This is a genomic window from Bradyrhizobium sp. BR14999, from assembly GCF_056106085.1.
This window is the reverse complement of sequence record NZ_CM148536.1, coordinates 1259121-1271815: the sequence shown is the minus strand read 5'-3', so window position 1 is coordinate 1271815 and position 12695 is coordinate 1259121. Positions and strand designations below refer to the sequence as shown.

Here is a 12695-nt window from a genome sequence, read left to right as displayed (position 1 = left end):
GCAAAGCGGATGGAGCCTGCCACACTCCCACAGCCGGAGTACCCTTTGCACGCCCCTGACCGTCCCCCCATCCCGCATCCCGCACGGCTGATCCTGACCTTGTCGCTGGCGGCGACGGTCGGGCTCGGCATCGGCCGCTTTGCCTATGCGCTGGTGCTGCCGGATATGCGGGAGACCCTCGGCTGGTCCTACTCGGCGGCCGGTTTCATGAACACCATCAACGCCGTCGGCTACCTCGTGGGCGCGCTGGTGGCCTCCCGCCTGATCCAGCGTATCGGCTGGGCGGCGGCGATCCGCCTGGGAACCCTGGCTTGCGTCGCCGCGCTCGCCACCTGCGCGCTGACAGGCGATTTCATCGCGCTGAGCCTCGCGCGCCTCGTGCTGGGCTTGGGGGCTGCAGCCGGCTTCGTCGCCGGCGGCGCGCTGGCTGCGACCATCGCGCAGTTGCGCCCGGAGCGGGCCAATTTCCTGCTGAGCCTGTTCTATGCCGGGCCCGGCATCGGCATTCTCGCCTCGGGGCTGATCGCCCCGTTCACGCTGCAATATTTCGGACCGGGCTCGTGGTGGATCGTCTGGTGGGCGCTGACACTGCTGTCCGTCGCGATGACGATTCCGCTGTTCCTGATCCGCATCGAGAGCAGCGTCCGCTTCTCGGAAGGCAGCCACGCGTCGTTCGCGATTCTGCCCGTGCTGATCTATCTCGCCGGCTACTTCCTGTTCGGCGCCGGCTACATCGCCTACATGACCTTCATGATCGCCTATGTGCGCGACGGCGGCGGCGGGGCCGCAGCGCAGGCCGCGTTCTGGAGCCTGATCGGGCTCAGCGCCTTCGTGACGCCCTGGGCCTGGCGCGGCGTGCTGGCGCTCGACCGCGGCGGACTTGCCACCGCCATCATCCTCGGCACCAACGCCCTCGGTGCCGCCCTGCCGATGCTCGGACATTCGCCGGCGTGGCTCGCGGTCTCTGCGGTGGTGTTCGGCGTCGCCTTCTTCGCGGTGGTCGGCTCGACCACCGCCTTCGTCCGCTTCAACTATCCGCCCGAGGTGTGGCCGACCGCGATTGCGGCAATGACGATCTCGTTCGGCGTCGGCCAGACGCTCGGCCCGATCGTGGTCGGTGCGATCACGGATGCGCTGGGGAGCTTGAGTTACGCGTTGAATGTCTCGGCGGCGCTGCTGGCGCTCGGGGCGGTGGCGGCGTTGTGCCAGCGCAAGGTGGGGACGAAGAAATCATCGGTGCCGTAGGGTGGGCAAAGCGAAGCGTGCCCACCAACGCTTTATCCGCCGTGACAATCATGGTGGGCACGGCGCTACGCGCCTTTGCCCACCCTACGGCAGCGGGCCTAGCTGCCGCTAAACGAATTATACCCCTGGTCTTCCCAATAGCCGCCCTTGTAGTCGTTGGTGACCTCCATCGAGACTACGTATTTCGGGTTCTTGAAGCCGAGTTTTGTCGGCACGCGGATCTTCATCGGAAAACCGTAAGCGCGCGGCAAAATCTCGTTCGCGTATTTGAACGTCATCTGGGTCTGCGGATGCAGCGCGCTGCGCATGTCGAGCGGCGAGTTGTAGCCGTCCCTGTCGGCGCACTGGAACCAGACATATTTCGCACGCGTGTCGGCGCCGATCAGCTTGAGGAAGTCGCGTAAAGGCGTGCCGGTCCAGCTACCGATCGCGCTCCAGCCCTCGACGCAGATGAGGCGGGTGATCTGCGTGACCTGAGGAAGTTTGTACAGCTCCGGAAGGCTCCACGATTTCTTGTTGTCGACGAGGCCGCGGACCTCGAGCTTCCAGTCGTTGCCATCGACATCAGGCGCGTCGTCGAGATCGTAATAGGCATTGAACGGGAACGGTTTTGTGATCGCGCTCTCGGGGAAGGTCGGCGCCAGTGCATCGGGATTGAAGATGAAGGCCTGCACCGCGTCGTTGAATTTCGAGACCTGTTTCAGCATCTCCTCGGCCGATGACGAGTCGACGACGTCGCAGCCGGTGAGCAGCGTCAGCGCACCGAAGCTGGCGCCGCCCGCGATGAAGCGGCGGCGGGTGACGTCAGGCATCGCCTTGATGGAGTCCTTGATCAAGAGCCGCTTGTCGACGCCGGGGATCAGGAATGAGCGCTTCGCCATGTTCTCCTCCTCAGCGACCGATGATCATCGCGCGCAGGCTCTTCGGCACCAGCAGCGCGAGCAGGACATGAACGACGAGAAACGCGCAGATCGCGGCCATGCAGAAGAAGTGCACGTAGCGCGCAGTCGGATAATCGCCGAACAGCATCACCAGGTAATAGAGCTGCACCGGCTTCCACATCGCGAGGCCCGACAGCACGATCAGCACGCCGACCACGATGATGCCGGCATAGAGCAGGCGCTGCACGTAGTTGTAGACGGTGAGATCGTCATGGCCGAGCTTGAAGGTCAGCGCCGCCCTGACGTCGTGAAGCACGCCGGACGCCGTGATCGGCAGCAGCTTCTTAGCGAAGCGGCCGGTGGCGAAACCGGTGATGAGATAGGCGAGGCCGTTGATCATCAACAGCCACATCGCCGCAAAATGCCAGAGCAGGCCGCCGGCGAGCCAGCCGCCGAGCGTGTACTCGCGCGGAAAGCTGAAGCCGAACAGCGGTGAGGCGTTGTAGATCTGCCAGCCCGACAGAATCATCAGGATCATGGCGAGGGCGTTGACCCAATGCATGACCCGGACCCAGACCGGCTGGATCACTTTGGCCGGAGTGGCCCTGACCTGCTCTTCGGTGACTGTGAGGCTCGCCATGATGGTTCCGTCCTGAACGTCGTTTGACAGCAATTATACGCCGATGCTTCCGCTTTCGTTACGCCCCGTCCGGCATCAAATCGATACCGGCGGGCTATCACGGTCACAAGAAAGCGAGCCGGGCACCCCCGGCTCGCCGTCTCGAGGCCTCCTGTTCGGGGGATGAAACAGGGGTGGGCGGTTTTACGTCGCCGGCATCAGCACGGTGTCGACCACATGAATGACGCCGTTCGACTGGTTGACGTTGGAGATCGTCACCATCGAGGTGCCGCCCTTGGCATCGACGATCCAGGTCTTGCCGTCCATCTTCTTCACCGTCAGTTCCTCGCCCTCGGCGGTCTTCATCTTCTTGCCGTCGGTGAGGTCGGAGGCCGCGAGCTTGCCGGGCACGACGTGATAGGTGAGGATCTTGGTCAGCGTCGCCTTGTTCTCGGGCTTGACCAGGTTGTCGACGGTGCCGGCCGGCAGCTTGCCGAAGGCGGCATTGGTCGGCGCGAACACGGTGAACGGGCCCTTGCTTTCCAGCGTCGGCACCAGGCCCGCCGCCTTCACCGCCGCGACCAGCGTGGTGTGGTCCTTGGAGTTGACCGCGTTCTGGACGATGTTCTTGGACGGGAACATCGCGGCGCCGCCGACCATGACGGTCTTTTCCTCGGCGCTGACGGGCGCGACGACGGTCGCGGTGATGGCGAGGGCGCTGAAGGCGGCTGCAGCGAGATAGGCAATGCGCTTCGACATGGAGAATCTCCCGATTGAATTGAGACCGGCGATGGCCGGCGTTTGAGTTGGCAACAACGGCGACTGCGACCGTGTGGGCTGATGCAGCAGAGCCGTCGTTGGACCGAACTACGGGAGTGTCTACGGGGCGGTTTCGAACAAAAATTCTTTGTGATGCGTGAAACTATGGGGGAGGGATTTCGTGTGGTCGATCCACCGTCATTGCGAGGAGCCCTTGCGACGAAGCAATCCAGACTGTCTCAGCGGACACATTCCTGGATTGCTTCGCGGAGCCTGTCATCGGGCCGCGCTTTTGCGCGGACCCGGTGGCTCGCAATGACGAACTCGCGGCTGCGCCCCACCTCAATCCCTGCTCTGCGGCGTCTGAATAAAACCGCGGTTATACGTCGGGCTGATCAGCACCTCGTTGATGCAGACGCGCGCCGGCATCGACGCGATAAACGCGATGGTGCGGCCGAGATCTTCGGATTGCAGCATCCTGGCCTGCTCCTCCTCGCTCGGCACCACCGGGCGCAGCTTCAGGATCGGCGTTGCCACCTCGCCCGGCATCAGGCAGCAGGCGCGCAGGCCATTGACGCATTCGTCCATGTTGAAGGAATGGGTCAGCGCCAGCACCGCGTGCTTGGTCGTGGTGTAGGCCGGGCCCGGCATCTTCGAGACGTGGCGGCCGGCCCAGGACGAGACGTTGATGATCGCTCCGTCCTGCTGCTTGCGCATCGTCGGCAGCACCGCGCGCATGCAATAGAGCACGCCGTTGAGATTGATCTGGACGAGCTTATCCCAGCCTTCCAGTTCCATGTCCTGCCAGCTGCGCTTGGGAACATTGATGCCGGCATTGTTCACCAGCAGATCGATCCGACCGTGCCTGGCGACGATCCGATCGGCCGCCTTCTGGGCTTCAGTGGCGTTGGACACGTCGAGCACAATGGCCTCGGCCGTCCCGCCTGCGCCGTTGATCTTCGCAACCACGGCATCGAGGGCTGACTGGCGCCGGCCCGACACCACTACCGTCCAGCCGTCGGCAGCTAATGTCTCAGCTCCGGCCTCGCCGATCCCGCTGCCGCCGCCCGTAACCCAGGCCACGCGTTTCCCGTTTTTGGTCATGCAAACTGTCTCCGTTGCTTCTGCGGGGCGGTTTTTGCTAATCCAGCCCTCGGTTTTGACCGGCCTTCGCCGGCGAGGAATGTTGCATGAACCAAGCTGCCAACGCCAATCTGTTTTCCCGCCTGTTCGACGGCCTGGACGATCCCAAGCGCCTCGCGATCGAGACGCATGACGGCGCCCGTATCAGCTATGGCGATCTGATCGCGCGCGCGGGGCAGATGGCGAATGTGCTGGTCGCACGCGGCGTGAAGCCCGGCGATCGCGTCGCGGTGCAGGTGGAGAAATCGGTCGCCAACATCGTGCTGTATCTGGCCACCGTGCGGGCCGGCGCGGTCTATCTGCCGCTGAACACCGCCTATACGCTGAATGAGCTCGACTACTTCATCGGCGATGCCGAGCCGTCGCTGGTGGTTTGCGATCCCTCCAAGGCGGAAGGCCTCGCCCCGATCGCCGCCAAGGTAAAAGCCAAGGTCGAAACGCTCGGGCCTGACGGCAAGGGCTCGCTGACGGACGCCGCCGACAAGGCAAGCGGCGAATTCGTAACGGTGCCGCGCGCAAGCGACGACCTCGCCGCGATCCTCTACACATCCGGCACCACGGGCCGCTCCAAGGGCGCGATGCTCACCCACGACAATCTGGCGTCGAACTCGCTCAGCCTCGTCGGCTACTGGCGCTTCACCGACAAGGACGTCTTGATCCACGCGCTGCCGATCTACCACACCCACGGCCTGTTCGTTGCGACCAACGTGACGCTGTTCGCGCGCGCGTCGATGATCTTCCTGCCGAAGCTCGATCCGGATTTGATCATCAAGCTGATGGCGCGGGCCACCGTGCTGATGGGCGTTCCGACCTTCTACACACGGCTGCTGCAGAACCCCGCGCTGTCGCGCGAGACCGCGAAGCACATGCGCCTGTTCATCTCGGGCTCGGCCCCGCTGCTGGCGGAGACCCACCGTGAATGGTCGGCGCGCACAGGCCATGCGGTGCTCGAGCGCTATGGCATGACCGAGACCAACATGAACACGTCGAACCCCTATGACGGCGAGCGCGTGCCCGGCGCAGTTGGCTTCCCGCTGCCGGGCGTCTCGTTGCGCGTCACCGACCCCGAGACGGCGAAGGAACTGCCGCGCGAAGAAATCGGCATGATCGAGGTGAAGGGCCCGAACGTATTTAGGGGTTACTGGCGCATGCCGGAGAAGACCAAGGCCGAATTCCGACCTGACGGCTTCTTCATCACCGGCGATCTCGGCAAGATCGACAGCAAGGGCTACGTCCACATTCTCGGCCGCGGCAAGGACCTCGTGATCTCCGGCGGCTTCAACGTCTATCCGAAGGAAATCGAGAGCGAGATCGACGCCATGCCGGGCGTGGTCGAATCCGCCGTGATCGGCGTGCCCCACGCCGATTTCGGCGAAGGCGTCACGGCCGTCCTCGTCTGCAACAAGGGCGCCGAGGTCAGCGAAGCCTCGGTGCTGAAGGCGCTCGACGGACGGCTGGCCAAATTCAAGATGCCCAAGCGCGTCTTCGTCGTCGACGAGCTGCCGCGCAACACCATGGGCAAGGTGCAGAAGAACATTTTGCGCGAGACGTATAAGGATATCTACGCGAAGAAATAGGCGTGGGCTCGTCGCGACGGTCCTTTCGACTCTGTTCTAATCGGGAAGAGCTACCCACCACACAACGCGCTGTCATGCCCCGGCTTGCCGCCTTCGCTAAAGCTTCGGCGGCCGAGCACCCTTGTGGCCCCGGCGTAGCCTTGGCGGAGCCGGGACCGGGGCATCCAGTACGCCGCGGCCTCTCGGCTCAATCATTGCGGTCTCTGGAATACTGGATCGCCCGATCGAGTCGGGCGATGACAGCGGAGTGTGTGGCGCGTGCTTCGGCCCAGGCCCATCACTGCCCGCCGACCAGGCTCATCACAAACCTGCTGCCGACAATAAGCAGATAGCACCCGAACGCCACCTCCAGCGTCCGCTTCGACATCGCATGCGCGGCTTTCACGCCGAGCGGTGCGGTGACGAGGCTCATCGGCATCACCAGCACGGCGCCGATCAGGGAGACGTAGCCGAGCGCGAATGGGATTTGCAGGGCCGTGACGGCCGGATAGTTCGCCGCCGCCGGCCAGCCGGCATAGATGTAGCCGAGCGCGCCGGGGATCGAGATCAAGACCGCGAGCGCCGACGAGGTCGCGACCGCCTGATGAATCGGACGGCTGTAGAACGTCATCAGCAGGTTGGAGAACAGGCCGCCGCCGATGCCCATCAGGGTCGAGAGGATGCCGACACAGAAGCCGTAGGCGCGCATCAATGGGCCCTTCGGCAGATCATCGCCGAGCTTCCAGGTCTCGCGCGCGAAGATGAGCCGGACCGCGGCTGACCAGGCGACGGCGACGAACACGATCTTGAACAGCCGTTCCGGCGCGTAGCGCGCGACCACGCTACCGGCGATGACGCCGATCACGATCGGCAGCCACCACACGCGCAGGATCGCCATGTCGACGGCGCCGCGTTTGTAGTGCGCCTGAAACGAACGGATCGAGGTCGGGATGATCACCGCGAGCGAGGTGCCGACGCAGAGCGGCATGCGCACCTCCAGCGGCACGCCGGCGATGCGAAAGCATTCGTAGAACACCGGCACGAGAATCGCGCCGCCGCCGATGCCGAACACGCCGGCCAAAAATCCCGAGAGCGCGCCGGTTGCGATCAGCAACAGCGCAAGCTCCACGATCTCCTTGATGTCGAGCCCTGCAATCACCTCTGACCTGCCCCGGCGACTGGTCGCTGCGGCGCCGAGATGTCGCTTCGGAACGCCGCGTAGGGAGCATTAGGCGATCTGATTCGCGCGGTCGACACACCGAACCTCGCGGCTGGGGTGGAATGCAGAGTGCGCATATCCGAGGGGGTCGAACGGAAGCGGAATGGGAAGGCCCGTCCGCGTGTGCGGACGATTTTTGCGCGACGACTGGGCCACCTCTGGCCGATTTGGACGGGATGGTCCGTTTAGAGGCGTTCCAATAGCAATTTCAACGCATCTCGGGCCCCTCAGAAGAAATGAATAATAATTCTTTACTTGGTTGGCGGACCGACGCTCTGGTATACCAAGCCACTGATTGGCCTTGTTTCATCAACGCTCTAGAGCTGAACCGTCGTTCGATTTATGGCGATTTGGTGATTGCGCCAGCGAAATCGACTCCGTAAATAGAGCCGACCTTTCCGATCCCCGCGCGCCCTTCTGTTGGGCCGCAATACAACATCAAAGCCCATGACCGCACGGATCGAACGACCGCTCTCACCACACATGCAAGTGTACCGTTGGACGTTGACGATGGCGCTGTCCATCATCCACCGCGCCACCGGTATCGCCCTCTATGTCGGAACCCTGCTGCTGGTCTGGTGGCTGATCGCGGCGGCTTCCGGCCCCGCCGCCTACGCGCACGTCCAGGCCTTCGCCGGCAGCATCATCGGACGGCTGATCGTGTTCGGCTACACTTGGGCGCTGATGCACCATATGCTCAGCGGCATCCGGCATTTCGTCTGGGATCTCGGCTACGGCTTCAAGGCCAATGAGCGGGAAGCGCTGACCTGGGGCGCCCTGATCGGGGGCATCGCGCTGACGGTGCTGATCTGGATCATCGCCTATGCGATCGGAGGTGGACGATGAGCGCAACCGATACGCCGAAGCGCAGCATGCGCACCCCGCTTGGCCGCGTCCGCAATCTCGGCGCCGCGCATTCAGGCACGTCCGATTTCTGGCGCCAGCGCATCACCGGCGTCGCCATGACGCTGCTGATGATCCCGGTGCTGGTGATCATCATGATGCTGCTCGGCCGCAACCAGATCGGCGCTGCGCAGATTCTCAGCTCCATTCCCGTCGCGGTGATCCTGCTCCTCTTCATCTTCGCCAGCGCCTGGCACATGAAAATCGGCATGCAAGTGGTGATCGAGGACTACGTCCATAACGAGAAGCTGAAGCTCATCTCCATCATGCTCAACAACTTCTTCTCGGTCGCCGTGGCGCTCGCCTCGACCTACGCGATCCTGAAACTGTCATCCGGAGTGTAACCCATGGCCACCACAACGAATGGCTCGGGCAACGGCGCTCCCGCCACCAACGGCAAAGCCTATCCGATCGAAGACCACACCTATGACGTCGTCGTGGTCGGCGCCGGCGGCGCGGGCCTGCGCGCCGTGGTCGGCTGCAGCGAAGCCGGCCTCCGCACCGCCTGCATTACAAAAGTGTTCCCGACCCGCTCGCATACGGTTGCAGCGCAGGGCGGCATCTCGGCCGCGCTCGGCAACATGCACCGGGACGACTGGCGCTGGCACATGTACGACACCGTGAAGGGGTCGGACTGGCTCGGCGACCAGGACGCGATCGAATACATGGTGCGTAACGCGCCGGAAGCCGTCTATGAGCTCGAGCATTGGGGCGTGCCGTTCTCGCGCACCGAGGACGGCAAGATCTATCAGCGCCCGTTCGGCGGCATGACCATGGACTTCGGCAAGGGTCAGGCGCAGCGCACCTGCGCGGCCGCCGACCGTACCGGTCACGCGATGCTGCACACGATGTACGGCCAGTCGCTGCGCCATGCGGCCGAGTTCTTCATCGAGTTCTTCGCCATCGACCTGATCATGGACGACCAGGGCGCCTGCCGCGGCGTGATTGCGCTCAAGCTCGACGACGGCACGCTGCATCGCTTCCGCGCCCAGACCACGATCCTGGCGACCGGCGGCTATGGCCGCGCCTATGCCTCCTGCACCTCGGCGCACACCTGCACCGGCGACGGCGGCGGCATGGTGCTGCGCGCCGGCCTGCCGCTGCAGGACATGGAGTTCGTGCAGTTCCACCCGACCGGCATCTATGGCGCGGGCTGCCTCGTCACCGAAGGCGCGCGCGGCGAAGGCGGCTATCTCGTCAACTCCGAGGGCGAGCGCTTCATGGAGCGCTATGCGCCGTCGGCGAAGGACCTCGCCTCGCGCGACGTCGTCTCGCGCGCGATGACGATCGAGATCCGCGAGGGCCGCGGCGTCGGCAAGAAGAAGGACCACATCTTCCTGCATCTCGACCACCTCGATCCCGCGGTGCTGGCCGAGCGGCTGCCCGGCATCTCCGAATCCGCAAAGATCTTCGCCAATGTCGACGTGACGCGGGAGCCGATCCCGATCGTGCCGACCACGCACTACAACATGGGCGGCATTCCCACCAATTATCACGGCGAAGTGCTGACCAAGAAGGACGGCGACGACAATGCTGTGGTCCCCGGCCTGATGGCGCTCGGCGAAGCCGCCTGCGTTTCCGTGCACGGCGCCAACCGCCTTGGCTCCAACTCGCTGATCGACCTCGTCGTGTTCGGCCGCGCTGCGGCGCTGCGCTGCGCCGAGAAGCTGACGCCCAACGCCGAGCAGCCGGAGCTGCCGGCGAACTCGGCCGAGATGGCGCTCGGCCGCCTCGACCATTACCGCTACGCTTCCGGCGGCACGCCGACGGCGAAGCTGCGCGAGGGCATGCAGCACGTGATGCAGAACAACTGCGCGGTGTTCCGCACCGGTGAGGTTTTGAGCGAAGGCCAGAACCTGATCGCGAAGGTCCACAGCGGCATCACCGACATTGCGGTGTCCGACCGCTCGCTGGTGTGGAATTCGGATCTCGTCGAGACGCTCGAATTCGACAATCTGATCTCGCAGGCGGTGGTGACCATGAACTCGGCCGCCAACCGGACCGAGAGCCGCGGCGCCCATGCGCGCGAGGATTTCTCCGAGCGCGACGACAAGAACTGGATGAAGCACACGCTGGCCTGGCTGGACGATTCCGGCAAGGTCAAGATCGACTACCGCCCGGTTCACGACTACACCATGACCAACGACGTGCAGTACATTCCGCCGAAGGCGCGGGTGTATTGATCGAACAGCGAAGGCCCTATCGAAATGGTTGAATTCGCACTTCCGAAGAACTCCAAGATCAGCGGCGGCAAGACCTGGCCGAAGCCTGCGGGCGCGACCGAGCTCCGCGAGTTCAAGGTCTATCGCTGGAATCCGGACGACGGCAAGAATCCGAGCGTCGACACCTATTACGTCGACACCAATGATTGCGGTCCGATGGTGCTGGACGGCCTGATCTGGATCAAGAACCACATCGACCCGTCGCTGACCTTCCGCCGCTCCTGCCGCGAAGGCGTCTGCGGCTCCTGCGCCATGAACATCGATGGCCAGAACACGCTGGCCTGCACCCGCTCGATGCACGACGTGAAGGACGGCGCGGTGAAGATCAATCCGCTGCCGCATCAGCCCGTCGTGAAGGACCTCGTCCCCGACCTCACCAATTTCTACGCGCAGTACGCCTCGGTCGAGCCGTGGCTGAAGACGACCTCGCCGACGCCGCAGAAGGAATGGCGCCAGAGCCACGAGGACCGCGAAAAGCTCGACGGCCTCTACGAATGCATCCTGTGTGCCTGCTGCTCGACCTCCTGCCCGAGCTATTGGTGGAACAGCGAGCGCTATCTCGGCCCCGCCGCGCTGCTGCAGGCCAACCGCTGGGTGTCCGATTCGCGGGATGAAGCGACCGGCGAACGGCTCGACAATCTCGAGGACCCCTTCCGCCTCTATCGCTGCCACACCATCATGAACTGCGCCAAGGCCTGCCCGAAGGGCCTCAACCCGGCCGAAGCCATCGCCGAGCTCAAGCTCAAGATGGTCGAGCGCCAGATCTGAGACGGATATTCCCGCCCCGGCCGGGCCTGTCTGGAGACAAAATAGTTCTTCTTAGACAACAAAGTTCTTCTTAGACAAAATAGTCCTTTCGAGTTCGGGGACTTCCAAAATGAGCCGAAGCAAGGCGGGTCCTATGATGATCCGCCTTGCTCCCGCGCGTCCCCGCCGCAAGCTTCGATGGCCTGGTCGGCGGAGAGTTCAAGGTCGCCCTCGACGGGCGCGACAGGTCGGGTGCGGCAGGCATTTCGTATGTTCCCTGTTCGTTCCTCTCGGATCAAGTGGCCCGCTCGCGAAGCCACGATTGCGAATTTTGTCGCGGTATCGGCGTCCCCCTGGGGACCTTGTGAAACCTCAAGAAAATAGGCCTAAGAAACGGATCGCGAATGATGCAAGAAATCTGCGCAGCGCCGCGGCGGATGTCGGAACTGGCGCCTGCCGTTCGTCTTGAATCCAAAGCCCCGCCCCCATGGAGTTCAGCGTAACATGGCCCCGCGCGCCAACTGGAAAGGCTTCCTGCGTCTGTCCCTGGTGACCTGTCCGGTCGCGCTCTATCCGGCCACCTCCGAGTCAGAGAAGATCTCGTTCAACCAGCTCAACCGGCAGACCGGCCATCGCATCAAGTACCTGAAGGTCGATGCCGACACCGGCGACGAGGTGCCCAACGAGGACATCGTCAAGGGCTACCAGCTCGAGAAGGACCAGTTCATCGAGGTCACCAAAGAGGAGCTCGAGGAGATCGCGCTGGAATCCACGCGGACCATCGAGATCGACGAGTTCGTCGACAAGGCCGACATCGACCCGCGCTACCTGATCCGCCCCTACTACATCCGCCCCGACGGCAAGGTCGGGCACGACGCCTTCGCGGTGATCCGCGAAACCATCCGCGAGATGAACAAGGTCGCGATCGGCCGGGTCGTGCTGACCAACCGCGAGCACATCATCGGGCTGGAGCCGATGGACAAGGGCCTGGTCGGCACGCTGCTGCGCTATCCCTACGAGGTGCGCAGCGAACAGGAATATTTCGACGAGATCCAGGACGTGAAGGTCACGAAGGACATGCTCGATCTCGCCAAGCACATCGTGAACCAGAAGGCGGGGCGGTTCGATCCCGAGAAGTTCGAGGACCACTACGAGACCGCGCTGATCGACCTGATCAACAAGAAGCGCGCCGGCAAGCCGATCACGCCGAAGGAGCGGCCGGCCTCGACCAACGTCGTCGACCTGATGGAGGCTCTGCGCCGATCCGTCGGGAAGGAGGCCGCGCCGGCGAAGGCCGCAAAGCCCGCTAAGAAGCCGCGAAAGGCGGCAGCCGGCCAGAAGGAAATGCTGATGTCGATCGAGGGCAGATTCTGTTGAAAAAGGCAGCTGTTGCGACGCAGA

General features: G+C 63.7%; 12 protein-coding genes. 7 read left to right on the top strand and 5 right to left on the bottom strand.

The window, feature by feature from the left end; genetic code table 11:
• Positions 1–45 precede the first annotated feature (45 nt).
• A complete protein-coding gene (locus tag ACR9YP_RS05980; RefSeq protein WP_438103623.1) occupies positions 46–1245 on the top strand; it encodes a YbfB/YjiJ family MFS transporter in 1200 nt (399 codons plus the stop codon).
• A gap of 98 nt (positions 1246–1343) precedes the next feature.
• Here the strand turns inward: ACR9YP_RS05980 and ACR9YP_RS05975 are convergent, their stop codons facing one another.
• From ACR9YP_RS05975 to ACR9YP_RS05960, 4 genes are all read right to left on the bottom strand, one after another.
• A complete protein-coding gene (locus ACR9YP_RS05975; protein WP_438103624.1) occupies positions 1344–2126 on the bottom strand; it encodes a molybdopterin-binding protein in 783 nt (260 codons plus the stop codon).
• Positions 2127–2136: 10 nt separating this feature from the next.
• The gene (locus ACR9YP_RS05970; protein ID WP_438103625.1) at positions 2137–2766 is read right to left on the bottom strand and encodes a cytochrome b/b6 domain-containing protein; all 630 of its coding nucleotides are present in this window, start codon (positions 2764–2766) and stop codon (positions 2137–2139) included.
• A 183-nt stretch (positions 2767–2949) separates the two neighbouring features.
• Positions 2950–3504, bottom strand: a complete 555-nt coding sequence (locus ACR9YP_RS05965; RefSeq protein WP_091882949.1) for a fasciclin domain-containing protein — start codon at positions 3502–3504, stop codon at positions 2950–2952.
• A 342-nt stretch (positions 3505–3846) separates the two neighbouring features.
• On the bottom strand, positions 3847–4608 hold the full coding sequence (locus ACR9YP_RS05960; protein WP_438103626.1) for an SDR family oxidoreductase: 762 nt from the start codon (positions 4606–4608) through the stop codon (positions 3847–3849).
• A gap of 86 nt (positions 4609–4694) precedes the next feature.
• On the opposite strand from ACR9YP_RS05960, the gene ACR9YP_RS05955 reads away from it, so the two are divergent.
• Positions 4695–6224: a malonate--CoA ligase gene (locus ACR9YP_RS05955; RefSeq protein ID WP_474219208.1), complete on the top strand. Its 1530-nt coding sequence runs from the start codon at positions 4695–4697 to the stop codon at positions 6222–6224.
• Positions 6225–6501: 277 nt separating this feature from the next.
• Here ACR9YP_RS05955 and ACR9YP_RS05950 read toward each other — a convergent pair whose 3' ends face one another.
• On the bottom strand, positions 6502–7362 hold the full coding sequence (locus ACR9YP_RS05950; RefSeq protein ID WP_474219207.1) for a sulfite exporter TauE/SafE family protein: 861 nt from the start codon (positions 7360–7362) through the stop codon (positions 6502–6504).
• Positions 7363–7869: 507 nt separating this feature from the next.
• Here ACR9YP_RS05950 and sdhC point away from each other — a divergent pair.
• From sdhC to ku, 5 genes are all read left to right on the top strand, one after another.
• Positions 7870–8268: a succinate dehydrogenase, cytochrome b556 subunit gene (gene sdhC / locus ACR9YP_RS05945; RefSeq protein ID WP_128930604.1), complete on the top strand. Its 399-nt coding sequence runs from the start codon at positions 7870–7872 to the stop codon at positions 8266–8268.
• Positions 8265–8669 (top strand): succinate dehydrogenase, hydrophobic membrane anchor protein, encoded by a 405-nt coding sequence (gene sdhD / locus ACR9YP_RS05940; RefSeq protein WP_128930603.1) that lies wholly within the window; start codon positions 8265–8267, stop codon positions 8667–8669. Before sdhC ends, sdhD begins: the two co-directional genes overlap by 4 nt.
• 3 nt (positions 8670–8672) lie before the next feature.
• Positions 8673–10508 carry a succinate dehydrogenase flavoprotein subunit gene (gene sdhA, locus ACR9YP_RS05935; protein ID WP_091882929.1) on the top strand — a complete coding sequence of 612 codons (1836 nt, stop codon included), beginning with the start codon at positions 8673–8675 and terminating at the stop codon, positions 10506–10508.
• Positions 10509–10532: 24 nt separating this feature from the next.
• Complete coding sequence (locus ACR9YP_RS05930) at positions 10533–11315, top strand: succinate dehydrogenase iron-sulfur subunit (RefSeq protein WP_060734471.1); 783 nt, start codon at positions 10533–10535, stop codon at positions 11313–11315.
• Between the two features lie 483 nt (positions 11316–11798).
• Entirely contained in the window at positions 11799–12671 is an 873-nt protein-coding gene (ku, locus tag ACR9YP_RS05925) for a non-homologous end joining protein Ku (RefSeq protein ID WP_474219204.1), read from the top strand.
• The last annotated feature ends 24 nt before the right edge of the window (positions 12672–12695 follow it).

Bases quoted from the DNA above. Each gene is read 5' to 3' on its own strand.
- ACR9YP_RS05975 (WP_438103624.1), bottom strand. From the start codon at position 2,126: ATGGCGAAGCGCTCATTCCTGATCCCCGGCGTCGACAAGCGGCTCTTG.
- ACR9YP_RS05970 (WP_438103625.1), bottom strand. From the start codon at position 2,766: ATGGCGAGCCTCACAGTCACCGAAGAGCAGGTCAGGGCCACTCCGGCC.
- ACR9YP_RS05965 (WP_091882949.1), bottom strand. From the start codon at position 3,504: ATGTCGAAGCGCATTGCCTATCTCGCTGCAGCCGCCTTCAGCGCCCTC.
- ACR9YP_RS05960 (WP_438103626.1), bottom strand. From the start codon at position 4,608: ATGACCAAAAACGGGAAACGCGTGGCCTGGGTTACGGGCGGCGGCAGC.
- ACR9YP_RS05955 (WP_474219208.1), top strand. From the start codon at position 4,695: ATGAACCAAGCTGCCAACGCCAATCTGTTTTCCCGCCTGTTCGACGGC.
- sdhC (WP_128930604.1), top strand. From the start codon at position 7,870: ATGACCGCACGGATCGAACGACCGCTCTCACCACACATGCAAGTGTAC.
- sdhD (WP_128930603.1), top strand. From the start codon at position 8,265: ATGAGCGCAACCGATACGCCGAAGCGCAGCATGCGCACCCCGCTTGGC.
- sdhA (WP_091882929.1), top strand. From the start codon at position 8,673: ATGGCCACCACAACGAATGGCTCGGGCAACGGCGCTCCCGCCACCAAC.
- ACR9YP_RS05930 (WP_060734471.1), top strand. From the start codon at position 10,533: ATGGTTGAATTCGCACTTCCGAAGAACTCCAAGATCAGCGGCGGCAAG.
- ku (WP_474219204.1), top strand. From the start codon at position 11,799: ATGGCCCCGCGCGCCAACTGGAAAGGCTTCCTGCGTCTGTCCCTGGTG.